This window comes from Pseudocolwellia sp. G5-9 (assembly GCF_055808995.1).
The window spans coordinates 3,020,476-3,045,096 of record NZ_CM147893.1 but is presented as its reverse complement, the minus strand read 5'-3'; the positions used below and the strand labels follow the sequence as shown (position 1 = coordinate 3,045,096).

Sequence of the window (24,621 nt, the reverse complement as noted above, 5' to 3'; positions counted from 1 at the left end):
AGTATTTACTCGAAAAACCTTTCAGTCTTATTGAATTTGATAGTAATATAGGTTGATCGGCAGTAAGCAAAAAAAACACAAAGAAGTGGGATCAATGAAAACTCGTGATAAAATAATTCAGGCTAGCATCGCTCTATTTAATGAAAACGGCGAAAGGAATGTTACAACGAATCATATTGCGGCAGATCTCGGTATAAGTCCAGGTAATCTCTACTATCACTTCCGTAATAAAGAAGACATTATTTTGTCTATTTATGAAGAATATGCCCGCACACTTTTATTAGAAAGTATGCCCGAAGTATCCCCAGACGTAAAACCACTTGATGCTATTATTCTTTACATGGATATGGTTTTTCAGGCCATGATGAAATTTCGTTTTTTCTACAGTAATCTTCCTGTTTTATTGGCTAAAAATCCCTTGTTGCACGACAAATATGTTGAAGTGCAAAGCTTTATTGCAGACAGAGTAAGCCAATTACTACTTTCGTTAAAACAAGCTGACATGATGGAATTTGACGATGAAGACTTACCTGAAATTGTAAGTATTCTACGTTTAGTTAATACGTTTTGGTTAAGCTTTTATCAAACACAAAACAATGAAGAAGAAATTAACGACTCTGTTTTTTATCAGGGCGTGTTGAAAATCTTAGTCATTATTCATCCATACATTAGCGATTCAGCTAAAGAAGAGTTTTTAGCTGCTCGTACTATGTACCGTAAGCGCTTAGAAGCAAGTTTATCTGCGGTTTAATATGCCAAATATAGCGAATGATTTTTCATAATTATTCGCTTTCATATCCTGCTAGTAACAATTTCCACTCACTTTCTTGCCAATTTAACGTAACGTCTTTTGTTTTTTCTTTATTAAATGATCGTAATAATCGGATCATATTCTCTTGTTTCCAGTTACCAGAGCTAGAGCGAATTTCACCTTGGTCAAAGTCGATAATCCATACTTTTTCTTGGTCATCAATTAAAATATTGTGAATATTTAAATCGTGATGATAAACATTATGATCATGAAAGCTTTTGATGGTTTTGCCAATACGCTGCCAAAGACTAGAACTAACCGATTGTTTCATAAGTAACGATATTAAGTCTTGAGCATTACACACACGTTCAGTCAAAATATCCGCTTTATAAAACAAGCCGGTATTGATAATACGATAAGCAATGGGTTTTGGTGCCGGTAAGTTTAAGTCGCAAAGTTGATTTAATAACTCAAACTCTTTAGCCGCTCGGGTGTTAGCATTTGTAGAAAATAAATAAGAATCTTTATTAAATTTACCAATCAAGCCGCCACGATAGTAATGTTTTAATACCCAGTTTTTATTATTAACTTCAATAAACCAAGTAGTTCCTCGGCCTTGAGCTGTGCCTACAATATGATTGTTTTTTTGCCAGTAGCTGCTATCAAGAAAGGCTTCAGAAAAGTTTTCCACTTCATTTTCATCATAAACACAAAATATATTGTTGTTTTCGCAAACTTTTTTGCTACAGGGTTTTACAAATGTTGAAGGGTTCAAGATAATAGACCAATTATATTACTTTAATCTGTCTATTGTGGTGAATCCTTTATGCTGGGTCAATTAGCTGCACCAAAAAATTTATGTGTTTTACGTTTATCTGCCATCGGTGATGTTTGTCATGCCGTTGCAGCGGTGCAAAATATTCAAAAACAATGGCCACATACTCAAATCACTTGGGTGTGCGGTAAAGTAGAAGCTAATTTACTTAAAGGGTTAGAGAAAGTAGAAATTATTGTTTTTGACAAGTCTGCTGGTTTGAAAGGCTATTCTGATTTACGCGATCACATGAAAGGCCAGCACTTTGATATTTTATTGCATATGCAAGTTGCCCTAAGAGCCAGCTTAGCGAGTTACTGTATTCCAGCCAAAACAAAAATAGGCTTTGATAGTAAACGCGCAAAAGAGGGTCAATGGATATTCACCAACTATAAAATTGCACCGCAAAACGAGCCACACGTGCTCGATGGTTTTATGGGATTTACCCAAGTATTAGGTTTAACGGTAAGCGAGCCAGTATGGAATATGCCATTACCTGAAGAAGACGAACAGTGGGCGCACAACACGTTATTTGAAGAAAATAACAAACCCGTTGCTGTTATTAGCCCTGCAGCCAGTAAAGCAGAACGAAACTGGCATGTAACAGGCTATGCACAAACGGCTGAATATCTACAACAAGTGGGTTTTCGTGTTGTTATATGCGGTGGCCCAACGGCGATGGAAAAACAACTCGCTGAAGATATTTGCAAACAAAGTAACGCCTCTTTTACCAACTTAGTTGGTAAAACCTCACTTAAACAACTACTCGCTGTTTTAAAATTAGCACACATTACCATAGCACCAGATACAGGCCCTGCGCATATGTCGGTAACGGTTGGTACGCCTGTTGTTGGCTTATATGCTCATAGTAACCCGCGCAGAACAGGACCGTATTTATATCCAAAATACGTGGTTAGTTGTTACGACCAAGTGATTGAAGAGCAAAAAGGTAAACCTTACACACAACTACCTTGGGGCGTTAGAGCGAAAGGCAGTGATTTAATGGAAAGACTAACGATTGAAGAGGTTAAAGCTAAAATTAACCTCGTGGTTGAAGACTTTTATCCTGAGTTGAAAGCTAGTGTTTAAGGTTTTCATTGTTTGATTAACAAAATTAGATTTCATTTAATTTGTTATTTCTCAAAACATATTTGTCCCAGTCAGTTTTCATTGACCTCTGATGAAGCTAAAAAATAACACTTGAACATAAAGGTTAATTATATCAAAGGAGTATCTAAAAATGGCGGGACTAAAATATAGCTTATTACTACTTTTTTTAATTTCAGCTTGCTCGCAAGCGACTTCAAATACAAAAGTATCAATAAACAACCAGCTATCAAATTGTATTACGATAGATCGTTCAGAAGTCATATATAGGGATGGTATCCCGATGTTAGGTCTATCGTATAAACAACTAAAACCTACGTCGGAATGTGGATGTAAATCTGCTATTTCTCAGTACACATCTCTGCTTGAAATGGATGGCTATAACTCTCAACTGCTTACAGCTAAAGTTAAATTTGGTACTAAGGCGTCTATTATACCTTTGGCTACTAGCAAGGATATAATAGGTGATTACAGTGTGTTGGTTAACTTCTCTTGTGCGTTAGCAGACTAGCGCACTAACACACGGCCTGAGGTGACGATAAAGTAACAAGTTTAATCAACCAATCCTAAATAACTTATCCACCCAATAATCTATTCAAGTGAGCAAGTGACCGGTCACTTGCTCCTTGGTTTTGTAGCACAACGTTATACGCATTGTCACCAAGAGTTAGCTGTTTATCGCTATCGTTTAATAGCTCAGTTATTGCATGAACTAGCTCTTTTTCGTTATTAATACCGTTAAGTTGCACTATGCCTTTGGCGTCGATTAGTTGCTGCATCACTTCGGTAAAATTGCTCATATTAGCGCCGACTATCACGGGTTTTTTAAATAAGGCGGGTTCTAAAGGATTATGTCCGCCAATAGTGCTAAAGCTTCCGCCCATAGTAACAATCGACGCTAATGCGCACATTGGCATTAGCTCACCTAAGGTATCTAATATCCAAACATGAGTTGTTGCATTAACTTGCGTGTTCTTACTGCGTTTACATGTAGTAAAGCCGCTGTTTATCGCTAATTGTGCCACGTCAGCAAAACGTTCTGGGTGTCTAGGCACAATCACAAGTAATAATTCTGGATACTGTTGATGCAGAGGTTGAAAGGCTTTTAAAATAATTTCTTCATCACCTGGGTGTGTACTGGCAACAACCCATAATTTACGTCTACCTTCAATAAACGCAGCTAACTCGGCTTGTTTGCTGGTAATGCTTGGTGTAATTGATATATCAAACTTTAAGTTACCCGAAAGCTCGCAGTTTAATGTCTTACTGCCTAATGCCATAAAGTTGTTTTGATTGATTTGGCTTTGGGTGAGTATTTGATCAAAAGCTTGTAAACAAGGTGATATTAACCACGTTAATTTTTTATAACTTTTCATTGATTTAGTTGATAAACGGCCGTTTACCAATAACAATTTAGTTTGTCGGTTTTTACATTGGCTGATTAAATTTGGCCATAACTCGGTTTCCATAAAAACCATAGCTTTGGGCTGTAAGCGTGATAAAAATAGCCAAGTACAAATAAAAGAATCTATGGGTAAATAACAATGCTGAACTCGATCAGAAAACAGTTTTTTAACTTGTGCTGAGCCGGTTGGTGTAAAGGTGGTAATAGTTACAGGTGTATTAGGTTGGCTAGCGAGTAATTTTTCGATAAAGGCTTTTAAGGCAATAACTTCACCGACACTTGCTGCATGAATAACAATGCCATGTTTGCTTAATTTTGTATCAATAAATCCGAGGCGCTCAAATAATCGCTGGCGATATTCTGGGTGATTTTTAGATCTAACCACTAATATTAGCAACAATACAGGCAGTAATAAGAAGAATAAAACGCGATAAAAGAGTAAAGATAAAAAGTATTTCACAAACATTCTCGTTGCTAGCAGTGCGCTAAGTATACCTAATAACACTTTTACAATGATAGCGTTTAGTATTTTTGAATATATACCCGTTATCTTCAAGCACTCTGAAATCGTCTCTTGATTGGTAACGGGTATAAATATGGGGATGGTCTTAAAAGTTTACAGTGAAATTTTTATTTCTAACGTTAGCTATTTTCTTTTTGTGCGTTAAAACGTACAATGAAAATTAAGAGGCTGTATTTTTAATCAAAAAGGCCAATAAAGTCGCTACATTCAATTAATAGATAAGCGATAAAAATATAACAACTATTACTTTTACAACAAGCGGAGCGTTTAAACACATGCGTACATCTCCTTTTTATTCACATATTACGAGCCAAATCGATCAAGTAAAAACTGACGGTTTATATAAAGCCGAACGAGTTATTACTACCGCTCAACAACCATCAATTGCCGTAGCTAATGGTGATAAGGTGATTAACTTTTGTGCAAACAACTACTTAGGTTTGGCTAATCACCCTGACTTAATTGCAGCAGCAAAAGAAGGGTTAGACGAGCATGGTTTTGGTATGGCGTCGGTACGCTTTATTTGCGGCACGCAAGATATTCATAAAACCCTTGAGCAAAAATTAAGTGAATTTTTAGGCATGGAAGATACTATTTTGTATTCGTCATGTTTTGATGCAAATGCAGGTTTATTTGAAACGTTACTTGGCCCAGAAGATGCGATTATTAGTGATGCGCTAAACCATGCGTCAATTATTGATGGTGTACGTTTATGTAAAGCCAAACGCTTTAGATACGCCAATAATAACGCTGAAGAATTAGAACAATGCTTGAAAGATGCTGATGCCGCAGGCGCAAGATTTAAATTAATAGCCACCGATGGTGTATTTTCAATGGACGGTGTTATCGCTAATTTAAAAGCCGTGTGTGATTTAGCTGATAAATATAATGCTTTAGTGATGGTTGATGACTCTCACGCAGTAGGTTTTGTTGGCGAGCAAGGGCGAGGCAGCCACGAGTTTTGTGATGTAATGGGGCGTGTAGATATTATTACCGGTACTTTGGGTAAAGCCATGGGCGGAGCTTCAGGCGGTTATACATCAGGTAAAAAAGAAGTGATTGACTGGTTACGCCAACGTTCACGTCCTTATTTGTTTTCTAATTCGCTAGCGCCCGCTATTGTGAATGCGTCAATCAAAGTGATTGAGTTATTAAAAGGTGGCGATGCTTTACGTAAGCAGCTTATCGAAAATTCTCAATACTTTAGAACACAAATGGAAGCCGCAGGATTTACTTGTGGTGGTGCAGATCACGCAATTATTCCTGTAATGTTAGGTGATGCAGCTGTAGCAACACAAATGGCTAATAAGCTGTTAGAAGAAGGCATTTATGTGATCGGTTTTTCATTCCCTGTTGTGCCTGAAGGCCAAGCACGTATTCGAACGCAAATTTCGGCAGCACACACTAAAGAGCAATTAGATCATGCTATTGGCGCGTTTATTCGTATTGGTCAATCAATGAATATTATTAGTTAAAGGTTGAGTTAACATGAAATCATTAATTAAATTAAAAGCAGAACCCGGTATTTGGATGGGTGACAGCCCTAAGCCTGAAATGGGACACAACGATTTATTAATTAAAATTAATAAAACAGCTATTTGTGGCACAGATATTCATATTTATAACTGGGACGAATGGTCGCAAAAAACCATACCTGTTCCTATGGTAGTGGGCCATGAATATGCTGGTGAAGTGGTTGATATAGGGCAAGAAGTTAAAGGTTTTACTATTGGTGACCGAGTGTCAGGCGAAGGGCACATTACTTGTGGTCATTGTCGGAATTGCCGAGGTGGGCGCACACATTTATGTAGAAATACTGTTGGCGTAGGTGTAAATAGACCGGGCTCGTTTGCTGAATACCTAGTGATACCCGCTTACAACGCGTTTAAATTACCTGATGAAATTACAGATGATTTAGCTGCTATTTTTGACCCCTTTGGTAACGCTGTTCATACTGCATTATCGTTTGATTTAGTGGGTGAAGATGTACTTATTACAGGTGCTGGACCTATCGGAATTATGGCTGCAGCTGTAGCTAAACACGTAGGAGCAAGGCATGTCGTTGTTACTGACGTAAACCCTTACCGATTAGACTTAGCGTTAAAAATGGGCGCAACAAGAGCCGTTGATGTAAGTAAAACTAAGTTAACAGATGTTATGTCTGAATTAGGAATGAGCGAAGGCTTTGATGTAGGCATGGAAATGTCAGGCGTGCCTATGGCCTTTACCGATATGCTGAATAACATGAACAACGGTGGGAAAATTGCCATGTTAGGTATTCCAGGTACTGATATGGCGATTGATTGGAGTAAAGTTATTTTTAAAGGGCTTACCATTAAGGGTATTTATGGTCGCGAAATGTTTGAAACGTGGTACAAAATGGCCAGTTTAATTCAGTCAGGTTTAGATCTTACTCCAATTATTACTCATCACTATTCTATTGATGAATTTCAACAAGGTTTTGATGTGATGAGATCGGGATTATCAGGCAAAGTGATTTTAGATTGGAATTAATCCCTTTAAAAAAGCCCAAAGTAAAAATTTTGGGCTTCATACCTTTTGAACAATTCTCTAAATAATCCTTTAAACAATGATATTATTCTTATCAACAAATGAGTTAACACATATAATTATTTAAATTATTTACGAGAAGGTGATATACGTGTCAGACAGTACAACGAATTTTAAGCACATGCAGATAAGTGAACTACACCAAGCGTTAGCCGAAAAAACTTACGTTGTTGTTGATATTCGAGATCCTAATTCATTTAAAAACGGGCATATTCCTGGCGCAATAGAGTTAACCAACGAAACCCTTGCTGATTTCATGCGCGAAGCGGATCTTGACGCACCTGTTGTTGTTTGTTGTTACCACGGTCACTCTAGCCAACAAGCAGCCCAATATTTAATAAGCCAAGATTTTACAGACGTATATTCGTTAGACGGCGGTTTTACACAATGGCAATTAGAGCATCCGAGCGACGTTAGCACTTCATGAGTAACCCCGATGCGACCATAGAATTAGGCGCTTTTGTAAAAATAGATCATCACAATATTGCTTTATTGTTTTGTAATTATTTATTAAGTCAAAACATATCAGCTCAAGTTGAATCTGAAGATAATGCTTTTGTTATTTATTGTGATATTCATCAACAAGATCAGGCCAAAGATATTTTTGAAGACTTTATAAAGCAACCGCATCACCCTAAATACCAACAGGCTGCTTGGGATAATGCCGAAGTGTCTCAACTTAAAAGTAATGAGCCTTCTGTAGTTTCTCAATTTAAAGAGCAATTTTTTCGCCATGCAGGTATTGTTACTTTAGTTGTTTTTGCTATTTGTTGGTTCACTTTTATCTTAGGTGAACTCGGTTGGCAGCGAGACGTTTTTAATAAAATCGGCTTTTTTAATCATTTAAATATGGCTAATTTATTAGAGCAACCCTACCGACTTATTGGCCCTGCTTTTTTCCACTTCACTTGGCTTCATATTATTTTTAATACGATGTGGTGGTGGCAAATTGGTGGCTCTATTGAACGAACGCTAGGTAAAGGAGCGTTAATTAACCTATTTCTTGTATCGGCTATAGTTTCAAATGTTGGTCAGTTTATTGTGTCAGGCCCCAGCTTTGGTGGTTTGTCTGGCGTGGTGTATGCACTATTTGGTTATGTATGGTGGTATGACTGGCTAGCGCCGGAGAAAGGCTTAACTATTTCAAAACCTATAGTGGGCTTTTTACTGTTTTTTATGTTGTTAGGTTTTGCCAACGTGCTACCCGTTAATATGGCAAATACCGCACATTTATTGGGCTTGCTTTCAGGTTGTGGTTTAGCTTGGATTAAAATTAAATACGCTAAAAGTTAATCAATCAATTTAGTCTAAGGTTAATAAAAAGGGTGATATTTTTGTAAATATCACCCTTTCTTTTTAGCATCATGCAAATAAAAACTTATTCACTTAACCATTGGGTAAACAATAGTTTTTTAATTAACGTTCCGCCGGTTTCTTTTTTTAGTAATTCTTTTACTTTATCTTCGCATAATCGCTGTATTTCATGTCGGCCGTTAATCGACTTTATTTTAGATTCAGGCTGCTGACCAATAATGGTAATAATAGCGTCGCGGAGTAATGGCGCATGATGTTCAACTATTTCAAAGTTTGAAGAGTTCTCAATCATCAATTCAACGCTAATTCTTACGTAGCCCATTTTCTTTTTTACAGCGATGTAATTGGTGATAATAGAAGGCTCAAAGCCATAATATGCATAATCAGCCGCTTTAATCGGAGAAAAGGGTAGTAAGCAGCAAAGGGCTAAAATTAGCTTTTTCATTACAGAAAGGCTCTCTTTATACAAATAGGGTTAATTACAGTATAGATTAACCTGCTTTACTATGTTTTTTAAATAAATAATTCAATTTAGCGCGTTTAAGTTGTTCATTCTGTTTTAATTAAATACTGAGCTACTAGGTATGAAGTGGTAAATCCTGATATGATAAAGCGTTTTTTAATTCAATATTTTTTGCTATGAGCCTTCATTCACATTTATTCCCAGTAACACTTCAAACACAGTGGAACATTGCATCTAGCTATTCTTCTGATGATACTTTACATGAAGGATTATTAGATTGGTTGCTTGATCCTAGTTCTTTAACGGCACGTTTAAAAACCCATTGTGAGCATTTTAGGGTTGAAGTACTCGGCCAACAAATTATACCGTGTAGTGAGCTTGAGGCTAATCAAGATATAGCTGCTGGTGAAGAAGTGCTAGTACGTGAAGTGCTTTTGTTTTGTGATGACAAACCACAAGTCTTTGCGCGCAGTTTATTACCATTAAAAAGTTTAACGGGCGAAGAACAAAAATTAGCAGAATTAGGTGAACAATCTTTAGGGCAAGTACTTTTTAATCATCCTAACTTGATCAGAAAGTGCATTGAAGTTGCCCCATTTAATGCGTCTAGTTCATTATCGCCATTAATAAATGCGTTAAATTTATCTCAAACGAGTTCCTTGTGGGGACGACGTTCAGTATTTGTTTTAAAAAACAAACCTATTATGGTGGCGGAGGTTTTTTTACCTGAATCTGTCGCTTATGATATTGAGCTAGCTTCAGCACCATTACCAAAACATTTAATCAATAATTAAAGTATTCCGATATTATATGAACGCATTTATAGCTAAGTGGCAGGCCATTAAATTAATTACTCGAATGGATAAACCTATCGGGACGTATTTATTATTATGGCCAACCTATTGGGCGCTGTGGATTGCTCAAGAAGGTATGCCTAGTTACCACTTATTAGTTGTATTTACTTTAGGTGTTTTTATTATGCGTAGTGCCGGTTGCGTGATAAACGACTTTGCCGATAGAAAAGTTGATGGTCAGGTAAAACGTACTGAAAATAGACCGTTAGTTTCAGGCGCTATAACAACAACTGAAGCACTGACTCTGTTTTTCTTCTTGATTTTAAATGCCTTGATTTTAGTTTTAACCTTACAGCCGTATACGATTATGTTGTCGTTTGTGGCAGTGTTTCTTGCTGTTATTTACCCTTTTATGAAACGCTTTACCCATTTTCCACAAGTCTTTTTAGGGGCCGCGTTTAGTTGGGGAATGATCATGGCATTTGCTGATTCAACGGGTGAAGTCCCCTTAGTTGCTTGGTTATTGTTTGCAGCTAATTTATGTTGGACGATTGCTTACGATACTATGTATGCCATGGTTGATCGTGACGATGATCTTAAAATTGGTGTGAAATCGACCGCAATTATATTTGGATCTTTCGACAAACGCATCGTTCTGCTTTTACAGCTTATTACGCTCGCTTTGTTATTTACGGTAGGCGATATGCTGGCCTTTGGTTGGCCGTATCAATTATGTTTAGTGATTAGTGCGGGCTTGTTCACATATCAACAATTTTTGATTGTAAACCGTGAAAGAGATAAGTGTTTTCAAGCTTTTTTACATAATCATTTTGTTGGCTTAGTTGTATTTATTGGTATTTTTATAGAACACCTATAAATATACCCGTTATCTAGCAATACTCTGCAGTACTTCAATATCAGTTAAATTAATAATCACATCTTTTAAAGGTTTCAACGATTCAGTGGGTACGAGTTGACCGTCTTCATTTCTATCAATGTATTTAAGTTTTTGCATTGAACTGATCAGCATAGATTGAGCTTTTTTATCGATAAACTCTGGCGCACTAATATTGTTTAAAACACATAAACGTTTAGCAATAGAAACAACTTTTTCTTCAAAGCTTGCTTTGTCGATAGGTGATAATCGGTAAATCAGTGAACATATAATGGCAAGGCGTTGTATGGTTTCATCAATACATTCTGCTAATATTCTTGCTTTAGAGCGCAGGTTATTATCTTCTATTAACGACCAATTACCGTTATCGTTTTGCTGTGCGATATTAAGTTCAGAAAGTACGCTTAACGTGGTTTCTATATTCGTACGCATTTCATCATCAGAACCCCATAAAAACAGCTCAGACTTAATTAATTGCAGAAGTATTTGAACTTGTTTCACTATGGTTGATGTTGAGACTTTCGCATTACATTCTAATACTCTACAAACAAACGCATGTAATACGTAAGTGTGTAAAATATTATTACGGTAATAACGCATTTCAAGCGTTGCTGATTCGTCTAAAGATATAATTTCACCAAAGCTGTCTTCATTTACGGTCACTTTATTTAAAGCAATAACTTCTGCTAATAATTCGGCACCTGACTCTGGCGGAACCGTTAATTCGGTGCTGTAAGGGGCTGAACGCTGTAGCATTAAAAAGAAATCTAATTGGGATTCTAATTCTGATTTTGACAGTGCTTTGTTGTCTGTTGCATGTAATATAAGGGCCACTAACGAAACGCCATTTAATGCGGCACATTGGTTAATGTTAGTCATTACTTTATCGGCTAATAGGTTGACTGTGGGTGTTAACCATTTAGGTTTTTGTGGATCTAGTGGGTTAATTGCACTTTTCCAATCCGGTACTTCGTCTGTTAAAAATTTATTAATATTAATAGGTTCGCCAAAATTAATATAACCTTTACCATAGTTACGTAAGCTTTTTATGGCTTTAAAAACACCTAAAAAAGATTCTTTTTTCTTTTCGCTACCACTTAATTCTTTATGGTATGTACCTACTTCCATTACATGTTCGTAGCCAATATACACAGGTACTAAAGTTAATGGGCGATCTATACCGCGTAATAAGCTTTGTATGGTCATGGCTAGCATGCCGGTTTTTGCTGGTAGTAATCGCCCTGTGCGGCTTCGGCCACCTTCCGAGTAATATTTTACTGAATAGCCCCGTTCAAAAAGTAAACCTAAGTACTCTCTGAATATGGTGGAATATAATCGATTACCGTTGAAACTTCGGCGAATGAAAAACGCTCCCGCTTTTCTAAAAATAGGTCCTGCGGGCCAAAAGTTAAGATTTATACCTGCTGCAATACGCGGAGTTACTAAGCCTTCTTGCGCAATAATGTAGGTAAGGAGTAAGTAATCCATATGGCTGCGATGACAAGGCACATAAATAATTTCATGCCCTTCTTGTGCTAAATTTCTTACGGTGTTGGCATTACTAACTTCAATTTTTTTGTATAGGCGTTTCCATAGCCAAGTTAGTACGCGGGTGCCTACACTGATCATCGATTCACGATAGTCGCCAGCGATCTCGTCCATTATTTCTAACGCTTGTTTTTTAACTTTAGCTTGAGAAATATTTTTACTTTTAACTTCGTCAGCAATAATTTTTTTAATAGCAGGGTTAGCAAACATTGCCGTAAACATTTGCTGGCGGTGCATTAACCGTGGGCCGGTGACTGAAATGGTTTGACGATAAAAATGAAAGCGTGCAATACGTATTAATTTATGAGCTGTTGCTTCGTTATCGCCATGCTTTTCTTTAACGTCTCTAAAATGTAATGGATCGCTGAATCTTGCTAGCGTGTCTCTACCGGTAAATAAAACAATAAATATTTTACGTAACCAAGTTGGTGACTCTTCGTCAGCAATAACAGTGCCGACATTGGCTGTATTTTTTTCTTTGGTTGGCGTTCTTCCCCAGGTGATATTAACGGGGATCATTTGAGCGTTTAGTTCAGCGTCTAATTCATGCTCAGTTAATATATTAAAGCCTTGTTCAATGGCATTAGTTTTTGCTTTAGCTTTCCAAGGGAGAACCGATTTTGTTTTTTCTAAAAAGAACACACGAGGGAAGCTTTTGCCATTAATGGTGACTTTTTTTAATGGATTAGGTAAATCGAGTTTCTTACAGGCGCTTTGTAATGCTAAAACATCGCTGGTTGACTGATACCTAACCACATAAAAAATGGGTTGTTCTGGATCTATCTGTTTTTGATCCGCTAAATTGTCAGGGATAACTTTACATTTTACGAATAGTTTAACGGGAAATTTTAATAAGTAATGATATAACGAACGTAGTGCTGACATCTGGTGTACTCAATAATTTAGTGCGGTAATATTATCATCATCTTGTTTTTTTGTCCTTAAAAAGTCGTATGATGAGCTGTTGCTTATACATAATATCAATCAGGTAAATTTATTAAACCGCTTGGTATTAATCATTTTATTTTCATTAAATGGATCCTACATGAAAAAAATTGCAGTTTTTGTAGATGTGCAAAATATTTATTACACCACGAGAGATGCTTACCAGCGTCAGTTTAATTATAGAAAGTTTTGGGAACAATTAAGTTATCAGGGGGATATTGTCGTTGCCAATGCTTATGCCATTCAACGCAGTGACGATCAGCAACATAAATTTCAAAAGGCACTTAAACATATTGGCTTTAATGTAAAGCTTAAACCCTATATTCAACGCAGTGACGGCTCTGCTAAAGGTGATTGGGATGTTGGTATTACAATAGATGTAATGAAAATAGCAGCAGAAGTGGATACTGTTGTTTTACTTTCTGGGGATGGAGACTTTGATATGTTGTTAAATGAAGTCGCCAAAACGTATCAGGTAGAAACTCAAGTTTATGGTGTGCCTACTTTGACAGCAAATTCGCTAATTAATGCAGCAACCTCTTTTTATGAAATTAGTGAAAGCCTATTACAAAAATAACTCAAAATTATTGTCTTGCAAACGATTAATTCCTCTAGTAATTTGTAATATTCTAACTATGAATAATAACAAAAGAGAGAATATTAGATGTCGTCAGTTGATACAATTTATAAAGTCATTTTATACCCATTTATTACAGAATCTATTGCTAGCTTAAAAGCTATGACTAATTTAGCTGGTTCTTCTGGTGATACCTTTATGGACAATGTTGATGACTTTCGCTTTAAAGGTTACGCGGTTTGTTCAAATGTAACTGGCAATCTTGATGGCGTTATTATGATGCACCATTATCCAGAAACGGCAGTCGCTATTGGTAATTCAGTTTGTGAACACATGTTGAATGAAAAATATGAGTTTACAGAAATTAACGAAGAGTTAAGTAACGCACTTGCCGAGTGGGGAAATACCATTGTAGGCCGTGCCACAGATTTACATAGCCGCTATAACTTAGAATATAACTTTTCTAGCCCTTATTTTGTTAACGATGTTAATGATATGTCTAAGTATTTAGAAGGTGTTAAAGAAGTGGTTACTGTGCCTATTACGGTTGAAGGTGTTGGTCGTTATTATTTTAATTTACTTGTTCGTAGTGTTACTTATCAATCGGCAGGTGTTAAACGTGAAGAAAGCACAGGTGTAGCTAACCCGCATACTAAAGATTTACCTACTGATGCAAAAATATTACTGGTTGATGATAGTTCAATGATCCGTAAAGCCTTGAAAAATATATTAGGTAAGCTAGGCTATAATAATGTGATTGAAGCTGATGACGGTTCAACAGCCTTAACTATGGTTAAAGAGCAGAATCCTGATTTTATGTTTATGGATGTCGTTATGAATGAAGTAAATGGTAATCAAGCTTTACAAAACATTCGTAGTGCCGGATTTGATGTACCTATTGTGATGTTATCTTCAGTTACTGATAAAACACTCATTGATGAATGTGCAGGCTATGGAATATCAGGCTTTATTTTTAAACCTATTCAGGCAAGTAATGGTGCTGATATTATTAAAAATTATTTAAAGATTGCTTAATTTCAAACAACTTACATTGTTTAAAGGATACCATTCTTAAAGTAAAGGACATCAGCTATACGTATAAACTCGGGAAATTGAAGTAGCGAGATATGATAGAGAAAAATACAGGTCATTATATTAAACCAAGACTTTTATCTGTCTTTTTATTGCTTGGCCTATGTCCTTTCACTTTTTATGCTGTGTACCATTTACGTTATGGCATGTTTGATATCGGCCTTATTTCTCTTGTAAATGTGATTTTAACGGCGTTTCTTTTATTTCAAAATCACTTGAGAAGAAAAATAACTTGGCAGCTTGATGCTTTGGTTCTCAGTATTTCTTTCTTTATTGTTTATGCTTGTTACTTTTTGGGGATTAAAGGTCTTTTCTTTGCTTTCCCTTTCATTATAGGAATATTTTTTAATTACTCGGTAAAATTTGCTCTAATAACTAGCTCAATTCTTGCCGTTTTAGTCATACTTGCCTCTTCGCATTCCATGGAGGTCGATGTTGTTGCGCGGGTAGCGTTTCCGTTGATCATGACTATCATCATGTCTTATCTATATGCGAATACAATTACACGTCATAGACAAGCACTCACGCTAGAAGCTAATGTTGATTATCTTACGGGGATATATAATCGACGTAATATAAATTCATGGTTACAGCAGCAATTAAAAAATGTTGATGAACATGCTTTATTAGCTCTGTATTTTATTGATATAGATGATTTTAAACGTGTTAATGACAATTATGGGCATGGTATAGGAGATAAATTATTAATCTCTATCAGTAAAAAACTTTTATCTGTTACTCATGCTATTACCGATGATTTTTTTATTTTGCAAGGAAAAGTGGGGCGACTAGCTGGAGATGAATTTGTCGTTATTATTTCAGGAATAGCACTAGAATCTGAAGTACGATTATTTGCTGATAAGCTGCTAAATGAATTTAAAGCCCCGATTGTTATTGATGACGTTAAAGTAGATACTCAAGTAAGTATAGGCGTTGCTTCAACGCAAGATTATCTGATGACACCTGATACATTATTAAACTATGCTGATATCGCAATGTTTGAAGCGAAAAAACAAGGGAAAAATAGAGTCGGTTATTTTAATCAATTTATAGCCGATAAAGTTAGTCATAAAAATGATGTGTCTCTAGCGATTAAAGAATCATTAGCTCAAAAGTTGTTTTATCTAAATTTCATGCCTATTTATGATTCAACAGCTACACAAATTGTAGGTGCAGAAGCTCTTATTAGAAGTCATCATCCTTTACTTTCTAGCATTGGACCTGAAGCATACATAAGAATAGCGGAAGAATATGGTTTAGTGGCGGAAGTTGACCTGTTTGTAATCGAATCATGTTTTCAGTACATGGAAAAACTAATTCCGGAACTTACTCTTAGACCATTTTTGTTAGCGATTAACATCTCATCTTTAGAGCTTAAAAATGAAGAGCTGCCAAATAAAATAGAAGCGCTAGCAAAGCAATATGATATTCCACCAGCAATGATTGAATTTGAGATTACAGAAACAAGTTTGGTTGATCACGGTTATAAAAGTATTAAGCTATTACAACGTATTAAAAAAATGGGCTACAAATTGTCTTTAGATGACTTTGGTACAGGTTATACCGCATTTAATCAGCTACAGCATTTCCCAGTAGATACCCTTAAAATAGATAGAAGCTTTATTTGGGCAATTGATCCAAACTATAACAATGAAGGGTTAATGATAGATGTTATTTTATCGCTCGCTAAATTGTATAAGTTGAATGTTATTGCTGAAGGTGTAGAAGAGCCTTATCAGCTTGAGTACCTTAAAAAACTTAATTGTTCTCAGTACCAAGGTTACTTATTATCTAAACCTCTAGATTGGGAAGTATTTAAAGAAGAGCTATACCATAATCAACAAGGATTTAAGGTCGCGTTAGCTAGATAACAGGATTTCCTAACATTTTTATAAACAGGCTGTTTACTCTTTTTTATCCTCAATAAAATTGAAGGTTACTCGTAATTCGTATGGGAAAATAGACAATTCCTCGCTATAATCACGCCATAAAAATAGTGTCGTTTTCAGGTGCTATCACTCATATTAGTAAGGTGTCATGTGACTACTCCGGGTAATTTATTCATTCTATCTGCGCCAAGTGGGGCAGGAAAATCAAGCTTAATCAAAGCACTACTTAAACAAGATTCAACAAGAGAAATGCAAGTTTCTGTATCGCACACTACGCGTAATGCTCGCCCTGGTGAAGAGAACGGTCAGCATTATCATTTTGTTTCTAAAGTCGAGTTTGAAAAGTTAATTGAGAAAAAAGCATTTTATGAACATGCTGAAGTCTTTGGTAATTACTATGGTACGTCCGAAGCAGCTATTGATGAACAACTGGCAAAAGGTATTGATGTTTTACTCGATATCGACTGGCAAGGCGCGCAACAAGTTCGAATGAAAAAGCCGAGTGTTACCACTATTTTTATTTGTCCTCCTTCTAAAAGCGAATTAGAAAAGCGTTTACAAGGTCGAGGTCAAGATAGCCAAGAGGTTATTAACGAGCGTATGGCACAAGCGCAATCTGAATGTTCACATTATCAAGAGTTTGATTACATCATTGTTAACGATGATTTTGATCAGGCGGTAGTTGACTTAACAACGATTGTAAATAACCAACGCTTAAAACGTAGCCAACAAGTGATCACTCATCAAACGCTTTTTGATGATTTACTATCAGATTAATTAATTTATTTTTAATGATTAAATCACGCCAAGTTGCTTGCGTAGTGGGCGTATGATCGAGTAAACTACCCGACTATTTTTTGAAATTTTAAATGCTGGAGTGACCAAATGGCTCGCGTAACTGTTGAAGATGCCGTAGATAAAGTCGGTAATCGTTTTGACTTGGTGCTTATTGCATCTCGTCGTGCTCGTCAAATTGCAACTGGCGGTAAAGAACCTTTGGTTGATAGAGAAAATGATAAACCAACAGTATTAGCTTTACGTGAAATTGAAGCGGGTTTAATTACTACTGAAGTAATGGACCATTCAGATCACCACGAGCAAATACAACAAGAATCTGCTGAACTAGCGGCAGTAGCTGCAATTGTAGGTGGTCATAACCAGTAGCTTTCACATAGTGAAGGTAAGCCACCCAAAAACGCGTAATAAATTGTTTGCAATGATTACGCGTTTTTTAATGCTTAATTTTTAGCATTCATCAAGTAAAACGTTGGCATTGTTAGTAATTCAACGTATTCTTATTTTATTAGCTGTAAAGCAAAATGTATCATCACTTCTTAAGTTAATTTAACTTATTTTATATATTCAAATGTGTTGTTCTTTGTTTTACTTGTATTGTTATTCAGATTATTTCTATCAAACAACTTAGTTTGGTTGGTATTATTTTTTAAGGTGTTGTGAGTGTATCTTTTTGAACCATTAAAAGATCTTGTCTCAAGTTATTTGTCGAAAGTACAAATAGACTTGCTTAAACAAGCTTATATTGTTGCTCGAGAAGCACATGAAGGACAAATGCGTTCAAGTGGCGAACCTTACATTACACATCCTGTCGCCGTAGCGATTAATTTAGCTAAAATGAATTTAGACCATGAAACCCTCATGGCTGCGTTATTGCACGATGTTATTGAAGACACCAGCACCACTAAAAAAGAACTTGCTGATTTATTTGGCGACACGGTTGCCGAGTTAGTTGAAGGTGTGAGTAAATTAGATAAGCTAAAATTTGATAATAAAGAACAAATGCAAGCGGAAAACTTCCGTAAAATGATCCTTGCTATGGTGCAAGATATTCGCGTAATTCTCATTAAATTAGCCGATCGTACTCACAATATGCGTACTTTAGAGTCACTTAGACCTGATAAACGTCGACGCATCGCCCGTGAAACATTGGAAATATACGCCCCAATAGCGAACCGCTTGGGTATTCACGACATTAAGAACGAATTAGAAACTTTAGGGTTTGAAGCTTTATACCCTATGCGTTCAAGAGCGCTTAAATCAGCAGTTAAGCAAGCACGTGGTAATCGTAAAGAAATTATCAATAATATTCTCAAAGAAATAGCTTCAAGACTTGAAGAAAGTGGTATTAAAGCCGAAGTGCAAGGTCGTGAAAAGCACTTATATTCTATTTATCAAAAAATGTTAAACAAAGAGTTATCTTTTAACGAAGTGATGGATGTTTACGCATTTCGAATTATCGTTGAAGATAAAATAGATGATTGTTATCGCGCATTAGGCGCAGTACATAACTTATTTAAGCCGGTAGAATCTCGCTTCAAAGACTATATTGCTATTCCTAAAACTAACGGTTATCAGTCGTTACATACCGCATTAATTGGTCCTCATGGTATTCCTGTTGAAATTCAAATACGTACCCGCGACATGGACCAAATGGCGGATAAAGGCGTGGCAGCACATTGGTTATACAAACAAGCGGGCGACGATACGGGCACTACAGCGCAAATGAAAGCGCGACGTTGGATGCAAAGCTTAATTGAATTGCAGCAAAGTGCAGGTACTTCATTTGAGTTTATCGAAAACGTAAAATCAGATTTATTTCCTGAAGAAATTTATGTTTTTACTCCTGATGGGCGTATTATCGAGCTCCCCATGGGAGCAACCCCTGTCGATTTTGCGTATGCGGTTCATACCGATGTGGGTAATTCATGTGTAGGTGTAAAAGTTGACCGTAAACCTCACCCATTAAGTCAGCCTATTGATTCAGGCCAAACCATTGAAGTTATCACCTCGCAAGCCGCCAGACCAAATGCCACTTGGTTAAATTTTGTTGTTACCTCTAAAGCACGTTTACAAATTAGAGCTTATTTACGCTCAAGAGAACAAAGCGATTCAGAAACGCTAGGCCTGAGATTACTTAGCCATGCTTTAGGAAAAACCAAGTTATTAGATATTGCCGAAGAAAAAGTTCAGCAAGTTATTAAAGAAAGTGGCTATGAAACCTTTAAAGAATTACTTGTTAGTATAGGTTTAGGTAACTCGCTAAGTATTGTGATTGCCCGCCGCTTAACCGATGAATTCACAGAAGAAAACGAATTAAATGGTGCTAATAATGCGCCCACAAAAACTAAAATGCCGATAAAAGGTACAGAAGGCATGGTAGTTACTTACGGTAAGTGTTGTCGCCCTATTCCTGGCGATGGTATTTTAGCGTATTTAAGTCCAGGTAAAGGATTGATTATTCATCAACAAGGATGCCGTAATATTAAAGGTCATGGGCAAAAAAGCTTATTCCCCGTAAGATGGGATACAGAAATAGACCGTGATTTTATTGCTAAACTACGTATCGAAATTATCAATCATCAAGGCGCCCTAGCCGCATTAACTAATGTTATTGCGCGCCGTGGTTCAAATGTACATTCATTAAACTCAGGTGAAAAAGAACCTGGCGTTTATGCTATCGACATGGAAATAACCTGTCGAGATCGAATACACCTCGCAGATATTATCCGTAAAATAAAAGTTATGGTTGATGTACAACGCGTTATCCGTAACAAATAAATATCCCATTCATTACATATTAAACAAAGAAATAAACAGAGTATTAACTTATGAAAACAATTATCGCTACAGACGCAGCACCAAGTGCTATCGGTACATACAGCCAAGCTGTAAAAGTAAACAATACCGTATATCTTTCAGGTCAAATTCCTCTAGTACCTGCAACGATGACCGTAGTTGAAGGCGGCTTTGCAGAGCAAGCACATCAAGTATTTAAAAACCTAGTAAGCGTATGTGAAGCAGCAGGTGGCGACTTAAACGACATGGTTAAAGTAAATATCTTCTTACAAGATTTAGAAAACTTTGCTGTAGTAAATGAAGTAATGAGCGAATATTTCGACGCCCCATATCCCGCACGCGCAGCTGTACAGGTAGCAAGGTTACCTAAAGACGTAGAAATAGAAATAGATGGTATTATGGAATTACCAAGCACTCGATAAGCAAACGTAGTGAACCTTAAATTTACCTTTTGAGCCAGTATTAGCATGACACCAGAAAGACACCAACGCATTTTAGCCTTGTTAGATAAAAGGCAGCCCGACCTAACAGTATGTATGGAAGGCGTACATAAAACCCATAACTTAGCTGCAGTGGTAAGAACCGCTGATGCTATTGGGATAAGCGATGTTCACGCTGTTTGGAAAAGCGATAAAATGCGTGTTTCAGGTGGTAGTGCTGTAGGTAGTCAAAACTGGGTTGATGTTCACGGACATAAAAACACCAAAGATGCGATTGCTGAGCTAAAACGACAAAACATGCAAGTGTTAGTTACTAACTTATCAGACACGGCGGTAGACTACCGCGACGTTGATTATACTAAGCCAACGGCTATTATTTTAGGTCAAGAGAAGTTCGGTGCTTCACCAGAAGCGTTAGAACTCGCTGACCAAGATATTGTTATTCCTATGGTAGGCATGGTGCAATCGCTTAACGTTTCAGTAGCCAATGCGGTTGTTTTGTATGAAGCTCAACGTCAACGCCAGTTAGCAGGCCTTTACGATAAGCCTCGATTATCTGAAGAGCGCCGTCAACGTGTTTTATTTGAAGGCGGACATCCTATTTTTGCTGAAGCCTGTAAACGTAAAGGTTTACCTTATCCACAAATAGACGAAGAAGGGCAAATAGTCGCTTCTGAAGATTGGTGGCAAAAAATGCAAATGACAAAAGACGCATGGCAAAACATCGACGATTAACATGGATACACCTGCATCAGGACGCTAGTTTATGACTCAAGCTCGGCTGGGTATTAGTAATTTAGCGCAAACGCCTATCACTGTATTAAAAGGTGTGGGGCCAGGTTTAGCGTCTAAACTAGAAAAGCTTGGTCTCGAATCACTTCAAGATTTATTATTTCATTTACCTCTTCGTTATGAAGACCGGACACGTATCACTACAATACGTGATCTTATGGTGGGTACACATACCAACATCATTGGTGAAATAACCGATAATCAAATCGTTCAAGGCAAACGCCGTATGCTCATGGTTACGTTGAGCGATGGTACAGGCGTTATTAACTTACGCTTTTTCCATTTCACAGCGAATCAAAAAAACAGTTTAGCCATTGGTACAAGCATTCGTTGCTATGGTGAAATTAGTCGAGGCGCGCGCAGTTTTGAAATAGTTCACCCTGAATATAAACCACTTGATAACGATGTAGAACTTACCCCCGTTGAAGAAACACTAACGCCGGTTTATTCAACTACTGATGGTTTAAGGCAAATATCGTTGCGTAATTTAACCGAACAAGCGTTAATACGATTAGAACGCGGCCAAGTGGAAGAACTGTTACCAGCAGAATTTATTGATTCGTCATACACCTTAACTGAAGCGTTAAAAACACTACATCGACCACCACCAGATACGTCTATTTCACAAATTGAAGAAGGCAAACATCCGGCACAAATACGCTTAATTAAAGAAGAACTTATCGCCCATAATTTAAGTATGCTTAAATTAAGGCAGTCGGTAGATAAAGAAAATGCTTTTCCTTTAACCGTAAACGAAAGCCTAAATCAACAATTTCTCGCGAGCTTACCGTTCGAACCCACAAATGCACAAACACGTGTGGCAAACGAAATACGTACAGACTTAGCCAATAGCACGCCTATGATGCGTTTAGTACAGGGTGATGTTGGATCAGGTAAAACCTTAGTTGCCGCTTTAGCAGCACTTACCGCGCTAGGTGAAGGCTTTCAGGTTGCCTTAATGGCGCCTACCGAAATACTAGCAGAGCAACACGCCATTAACTTCGAAAAATGGTTTACGCCACTTAATATTTCAGTCGGTTGGTTAGCGGGTAAAACCAAGGCAAAAGCCCGTAGATTGGCATTAGAAAACATGGCCAATGGTAATATGCAGCTGGTTATTGGTACCCATGCATTATTTCAAGAAGACGTTGTTTTTAAAAATCTCGTGTTAATTATCATTGATGAACAACATAAATTTGGTGTTCATCAGCGTTTAACATTACGAGAAAAAGGCGCGTTTGATAACAAATATCCGCACCAGCTTATTATGACGGCAACCCCTATTCCTAGAACCTTAGCGATGACTGCTTACGCTGATCTCGATACTTCTGTTATTGACGAGTTACCACCGGGTAGAACACCTATTACAACCATTGCCTTACCTGATTCCCGACGAGATGCCGTGATAGATCGTATTCGAGAAGGTTGTACTCAAGATAACCGTCAAGCTTATTGGGTATGTACACTTATTGAAGAATCTGAAGTACTGCAATGCCAAGCGGCTGAAGACACCGCTGTGTATTTACAAGAACAACTACCAGAATTAAAAATAGGCTTAGTACATGGGCGAATGAAAGCCGCTGAAAAGCAAGAAATAATGGACCAGTTTAAACAGGGCGAACTTCATTTGTTAGTGGCAACCACTGTAATCGAGGTGGGTGTAGATGTACCAAATTCAAGTTTAATGGTGATCGAAAACCCTGAACGTTTAGGTTTGGCTCAACTACATCAACTACGGGGCCGAGTGGGTCGTGGTGCTGTAGCTTCACATTGTGTGTTAATGTACAAAACTCCCTTGTCTAAAACCGCAACAAAACGTTTAGCCGTATTACGAGAAAGTAACGATGGTTTTGTTATTGCCGAAAAAGATTTACAAATACGTGGCCCAGGTGAATTATTAGGAACACGACAAACAGGCTTAGCTGAATTAAAAATAGCGGATTTAGTGAGGGATGCTCATCTTATTCCTACCGTTCAGCAACAGGCGTATTTATTATGGAACAAATATCCGCAACAAGCGGTCTTACTTATCAACCGATGGTTAGCTAACAAGGAAAAATACTCAAATGCTTAAAAATATAATCAAAACAGTAGCGCTACTCAGTGGCATTATTGTTAGTGCAATGACTTTTAATGCCTCTGCAACTAGCTTAAAAGTGGGTGATAAAGCACCTAACTTTAACCTACAAGCCACAACGGGCGACTTTTATAATCTAAAAGATTTTTTGGGTAAAACCAATGTAGTATTAGCTTGGTATCCAAGAGCAAATACACACGGCTGTACTATTGAATGTAAATCGTTAGTAGAAAAAGGGCATTTAGTTAGAGCATTTAACGCTGAATACTTTATGGCAAGTGTTGACGAATTAGATGCAAACCGAGACTTCGCTAAAAAAACCAATGCCGACTTTCCTATGCTAAGTGATCCTACTAAAGAGGTTGCAGAAGCTTACGATGTGTTACACATGCTAGGTTTTGCAAAACGCATTACTTTTTATATTGGAAAAGACGGCACTATTTTAAAAATAGACGAAGATATAAAACCAGCCACAGCAGCAGAAGATATGGCTGCAACATTAGCAGAATTGAATGTAGAGAAAAGTGGCCAAGCCGAATAAAAAAGGCCCCACAAAAACTGTTAATGTTTATTGTGCAAAGTGCCGTAGTCAGCTTTATAAATATCGTAAAGGTGGTACAGGTACTTTGCTCAAATGTTTTAAAGAACGTATTACTCAAGATTTTACCAACGAAAGCTGTATTTGCCCTTCATGTGATAGCACCTTTGCTCGAGAAACACTGATTCGTGGTGTTCCCGCTTTTAAGATTATTGGTGGGAAAGTGAGTGTTAAGTAACTCATTTACTTTCCGTTAATTATCTCTTGTCGCTCAGCTTCGTATTCTTTGTATGATTTTGTGTTGATTGTTTCTAGACACTGTTCTCTTTCAACACCTACTTTGTGATTACAATTAATTTCTACTTGTTTTTGTGTATGTTGGTAAAGTTGTTGAGAAGAACAAGCGGATAACACTATTGGTAAGCTTATCCATAGTATTTTTTGTATCATTTGTAGTCCTTGTATTAAATAGTTGTTGTAAACAAATCGTAA

Annotated in this window: 25 protein-coding genes; 20 read left to right on the top strand and 5 right to left on the bottom strand. The window is 37.0% G+C overall.

Annotation, left to right across the window (positions count from 1 at the left end):
- Positions 1-94 precede the first annotated feature (94 nt).
- The gene (locus AC0L5Q_RS13140) at positions 95-751 is read left to right on the top strand and encodes a TetR/AcrR family transcriptional regulator (RefSeq protein ID WP_077340133.1); all 657 of its coding nucleotides are present in this window, start codon (positions 95-97) and stop codon (positions 749-751) included.
- Between the two features lie 31 nt (positions 752-782).
- Here the strand turns inward: AC0L5Q_RS13140 and AC0L5Q_RS13135 are convergent, their stop codons facing one another.
- Positions 783-1,526 carry a 3-deoxy-D-manno-octulosonic acid kinase gene (locus AC0L5Q_RS13135; RefSeq protein WP_473609250.1) on the bottom strand — a complete coding sequence of 248 codons (744 nt, stop codon included), beginning with the start codon at positions 1,524-1,526 and terminating at the stop codon, positions 783-785.
- Positions 1,527-1,577: 51 nt separating this feature from the next.
- On the opposite strand from AC0L5Q_RS13135, the gene AC0L5Q_RS13130 reads away from it, so the two are divergent.
- Both AC0L5Q_RS13130 and AC0L5Q_RS13125 read left to right on the top strand, forming a co-directional pair.
- A complete protein-coding gene (locus tag AC0L5Q_RS13130) occupies positions 1,578-2,654 on the top strand; it encodes a glycosyltransferase family 9 protein (protein WP_473609247.1) in 1,077 nt (358 codons plus the stop codon).
- 151 nt (positions 2,655-2,805) lie between these two features.
- Entirely contained in the window at positions 2,806-3,183 is a 378-nt protein-coding gene (locus tag AC0L5Q_RS13125) for a DUF2195 family protein (RefSeq protein WP_473609243.1), read from the top strand.
- Positions 3,184-3,247: 64 nt separating this feature from the next.
- On the opposite strand, the gene waaA is transcribed toward AC0L5Q_RS13125, so the two are convergent.
- Positions 3,248-4,537 (bottom strand): lipid IV(A) 3-deoxy-D-manno-octulosonic acid transferase, encoded by a 1,290-nt coding sequence (waaA, locus tag AC0L5Q_RS13120; protein ID WP_473609239.1) that lies wholly within the window; start codon positions 4,535-4,537, stop codon positions 3,248-3,250.
- 338 nt (positions 4,538-4,875) lie between these two features.
- Between waaA and AC0L5Q_RS13115 the strand changes: the two genes are divergently transcribed.
- From AC0L5Q_RS13115 to glpG, 4 genes are all read left to right on the top strand, one after another.
- The gene (locus AC0L5Q_RS13115) at positions 4,876-6,075 is read left to right on the top strand and encodes a glycine C-acetyltransferase (RefSeq protein WP_473609235.1); all 1,200 of its coding nucleotides are present in this window, start codon (positions 4,876-4,878) and stop codon (positions 6,073-6,075) included.
- A gap of 13 nt (positions 6,076-6,088) precedes the next feature.
- The gene (gene tdh, locus AC0L5Q_RS13110) at positions 6,089-7,114 is read left to right on the top strand and encodes an L-threonine 3-dehydrogenase (RefSeq protein WP_473609231.1); all 1,026 of its coding nucleotides are present in this window, start codon (positions 6,089-6,091) and stop codon (positions 7,112-7,114) included.
- A gap of 148 nt (positions 7,115-7,262) precedes the next feature.
- Positions 7,263-7,598, top strand: a complete 336-nt coding sequence (gene glpE, locus AC0L5Q_RS13105) for a thiosulfate sulfurtransferase GlpE (protein ID WP_473609228.1) — start codon at positions 7,263-7,265, stop codon at positions 7,596-7,598.
- Complete coding sequence (gene glpG, locus AC0L5Q_RS13100) at positions 7,595-8,464, top strand: rhomboid family intramembrane serine protease GlpG (protein ID WP_473609224.1); 870 nt, start codon at positions 7,595-7,597, stop codon at positions 8,462-8,464. Before glpE ends, glpG begins: the two co-directional genes overlap by 4 nt.
- 85 nt (positions 8,465-8,549) lie before the next feature.
- Here the strand turns inward: glpG and AC0L5Q_RS13095 are convergent, their stop codons facing one another.
- A complete protein-coding gene (locus AC0L5Q_RS13095) occupies positions 8,550-8,930 on the bottom strand; it encodes a flagellar basal body-associated protein FliL (protein ID WP_089024863.1) in 381 nt (126 codons plus the stop codon).
- A gap of 194 nt (positions 8,931-9,124) precedes the next feature.
- Between AC0L5Q_RS13095 and AC0L5Q_RS13090 the strand changes: the two genes are divergently transcribed.
- Complete coding sequence (locus tag AC0L5Q_RS13090; protein WP_473609219.1) at positions 9,125-9,742, top strand: chorismate--pyruvate lyase family protein; 618 nt, start codon at positions 9,125-9,127, stop codon at positions 9,740-9,742.
- Positions 9,743-9,758: 16 nt separating this feature from the next.
- Positions 9,759-10,619 carry a 4-hydroxybenzoate octaprenyltransferase gene (gene ubiA / locus AC0L5Q_RS13085; protein WP_473609215.1) on the top strand — a complete coding sequence of 287 codons (861 nt, stop codon included), beginning with the start codon at positions 9,759-9,761 and terminating at the stop codon, positions 10,617-10,619.
- Positions 10,620-10,628: 9 nt separating this feature from the next.
- Here ubiA and plsB read toward each other — a convergent pair whose 3' ends face one another.
- Positions 10,629-13,070: a glycerol-3-phosphate 1-O-acyltransferase PlsB gene (plsB, locus tag AC0L5Q_RS13080; RefSeq protein ID WP_473609211.1), complete on the bottom strand. Its 2,442-nt coding sequence runs from the start codon at positions 13,068-13,070 to the stop codon at positions 10,629-10,631.
- Between the two features lie 160 nt (positions 13,071-13,230).
- On the opposite strand from plsB, the gene AC0L5Q_RS13075 reads away from it, so the two are divergent.
- From AC0L5Q_RS13075 to AC0L5Q_RS13025, 11 genes are all read left to right on the top strand, one after another.
- The gene (locus tag AC0L5Q_RS13075) at positions 13,231-13,707 is read left to right on the top strand and encodes a LabA-like NYN domain-containing protein (RefSeq protein ID WP_473609207.1); all 477 of its coding nucleotides are present in this window, start codon (positions 13,231-13,233) and stop codon (positions 13,705-13,707) included.
- Positions 13,708-13,794: 87 nt separating this feature from the next.
- Complete coding sequence (locus tag AC0L5Q_RS13070) at positions 13,795-14,742, top strand: response regulator (protein ID WP_473609203.1); 948 nt, start codon at positions 13,795-13,797, stop codon at positions 14,740-14,742.
- Between the two features lie 92 nt (positions 14,743-14,834).
- The gene (locus AC0L5Q_RS13065; RefSeq protein ID WP_473609199.1) at positions 14,835-16,670 is read left to right on the top strand and encodes a putative bifunctional diguanylate cyclase/phosphodiesterase; all 1,836 of its coding nucleotides are present in this window, start codon (positions 14,835-14,837) and stop codon (positions 16,668-16,670) included.
- 168 nt (positions 16,671-16,838) lie between these two features.
- Positions 16,839-17,465 carry a guanylate kinase gene (gene gmk, locus AC0L5Q_RS13060; RefSeq protein WP_473609196.1) on the top strand — a complete coding sequence of 209 codons (627 nt, stop codon included), beginning with the start codon at positions 16,839-16,841 and terminating at the stop codon, positions 17,463-17,465.
- A gap of 108 nt (positions 17,466-17,573) precedes the next feature.
- Positions 17,574-17,852, top strand: a complete 279-nt coding sequence (rpoZ, locus tag AC0L5Q_RS13055) for a DNA-directed RNA polymerase subunit omega (protein ID WP_077339847.1) — start codon at positions 17,574-17,576, stop codon at positions 17,850-17,852.
- Positions 17,853-18,146: 294 nt separating this feature from the next.
- Positions 18,147-20,264, top strand: coding sequence for a bifunctional GTP diphosphokinase/guanosine-3',5'-bis pyrophosphate 3'-pyrophosphohydrolase (gene spoT, locus AC0L5Q_RS13050; RefSeq protein WP_473609189.1), 2,118 nt, complete (start codon positions 18,147-18,149; stop codon positions 20,262-20,264).
- Positions 20,265-20,314: 50 nt separating this feature from the next.
- Complete coding sequence (locus AC0L5Q_RS13045; RefSeq protein ID WP_076417484.1) at positions 20,315-20,704, top strand: RidA family protein; 390 nt, start codon at positions 20,315-20,317, stop codon at positions 20,702-20,704.
- A gap of 45 nt (positions 20,705-20,749) precedes the next feature.
- Entirely contained in the window at positions 20,750-21,457 is a 708-nt protein-coding gene (trmH, locus tag AC0L5Q_RS13040) for a tRNA (guanosine(18)-2'-O)-methyltransferase TrmH (protein WP_473609184.1), read from the top strand.
- 52 nt (positions 21,458-21,509) lie between these two features.
- A complete protein-coding gene (gene recG / locus AC0L5Q_RS13035) occupies positions 21,510-23,588 on the top strand; it encodes an ATP-dependent DNA helicase RecG (RefSeq protein WP_473618304.1) in 2,079 nt (692 codons plus the stop codon).
- Between the two features lie 49 nt (positions 23,589-23,637).
- Positions 23,638-24,132, top strand: a complete 495-nt coding sequence (locus AC0L5Q_RS13030; protein WP_473618303.1) for a peroxiredoxin — start codon at positions 23,638-23,640, stop codon at positions 24,130-24,132.
- Entirely contained in the window at positions 24,116-24,367 is a 252-nt protein-coding gene (locus tag AC0L5Q_RS13025; RefSeq protein WP_473609181.1) for a hypothetical protein, read from the top strand. Before AC0L5Q_RS13030 ends, AC0L5Q_RS13025 begins: the two co-directional genes overlap by 17 nt.
- Before the next feature lie 5 nt (positions 24,368-24,372).
- Here the strand turns inward: AC0L5Q_RS13025 and AC0L5Q_RS13020 are convergent, their stop codons facing one another.
- Positions 24,373-24,579: a hypothetical protein gene (locus AC0L5Q_RS13020; protein WP_473609178.1), complete on the bottom strand. Its 207-nt coding sequence runs from the start codon at positions 24,577-24,579 to the stop codon at positions 24,373-24,375.
- Between the last annotated feature and the right edge of the window lie 42 nt (positions 24,580-24,621).

Coding starts and splice junctions, on each gene's coding strand:
- AC0L5Q_RS13140 (WP_077340133.1), top strand. CDS start 95: ATGAAAACTCGTGATAAAATAATTCAGGCTAGCATCGCTCTATTTAAT.
- AC0L5Q_RS13130 (WP_473609247.1), top strand. CDS start 1,578: ATGCTGGGTCAATTAGCTGCACCAAAAAATTTATGTGTTTTACGTTTA.
- AC0L5Q_RS13125 (WP_473609243.1), top strand. CDS start 2,806: ATGGCGGGACTAAAATATAGCTTATTACTACTTTTTTTAATTTCAGCT.
- AC0L5Q_RS13115 (WP_473609235.1), top strand. CDS start 4,876: ATGCGTACATCTCCTTTTTATTCACATATTACGAGCCAAATCGATCAA.
- tdh (WP_473609231.1), top strand. CDS start 6,089: ATGAAATCATTAATTAAATTAAAAGCAGAACCCGGTATTTGGATGGGT.
- glpG (WP_473609224.1), top strand. CDS start 7,595: ATGAGTAACCCCGATGCGACCATAGAATTAGGCGCTTTTGTAAAAATA.
- AC0L5Q_RS13095 (WP_089024863.1), bottom strand. CDS start 8,930: ATGAAAAAGCTAATTTTAGCCCTTTGCTGCTTACTACCCTTTTCTCCG.
- AC0L5Q_RS13090 (WP_473609219.1), top strand. CDS start 9,125: ATGAGCCTTCATTCACATTTATTCCCAGTAACACTTCAAACACAGTGG.
- ubiA (WP_473609215.1), top strand. CDS start 9,759: ATGAACGCATTTATAGCTAAGTGGCAGGCCATTAAATTAATTACTCGA.
- plsB (WP_473609211.1), bottom strand. CDS start 13,070: ATGTCAGCACTACGTTCGTTATATCATTACTTATTAAAATTTCCCGTT.
- AC0L5Q_RS13075 (WP_473609207.1), top strand. CDS start 13,231: ATGAAAAAAATTGCAGTTTTTGTAGATGTGCAAAATATTTATTACACC.
- AC0L5Q_RS13070 (WP_473609203.1), top strand. CDS start 13,795: ATGTCGTCAGTTGATACAATTTATAAAGTCATTTTATACCCATTTATT.
- AC0L5Q_RS13065 (WP_473609199.1), top strand. CDS start 14,835: ATGATAGAGAAAAATACAGGTCATTATATTAAACCAAGACTTTTATCT.
- rpoZ (WP_077339847.1), top strand. CDS start 17,574: ATGGCTCGCGTAACTGTTGAAGATGCCGTAGATAAAGTCGGTAATCGT.
- AC0L5Q_RS13045 (WP_076417484.1), top strand. CDS start 20,315: ATGAAAACAATTATCGCTACAGACGCAGCACCAAGTGCTATCGGTACA.
- trmH (WP_473609184.1), top strand. CDS start 20,750: ATGACACCAGAAAGACACCAACGCATTTTAGCCTTGTTAGATAAAAGG.
- AC0L5Q_RS13030 (WP_473618303.1), top strand. CDS start 23,638: ATGACTTTTAATGCCTCTGCAACTAGCTTAAAAGTGGGTGATAAAGCA.
- AC0L5Q_RS13020 (WP_473609178.1), bottom strand. CDS start 24,579: ATGATACAAAAAATACTATGGATAAGCTTACCAATAGTGTTATCCGCT.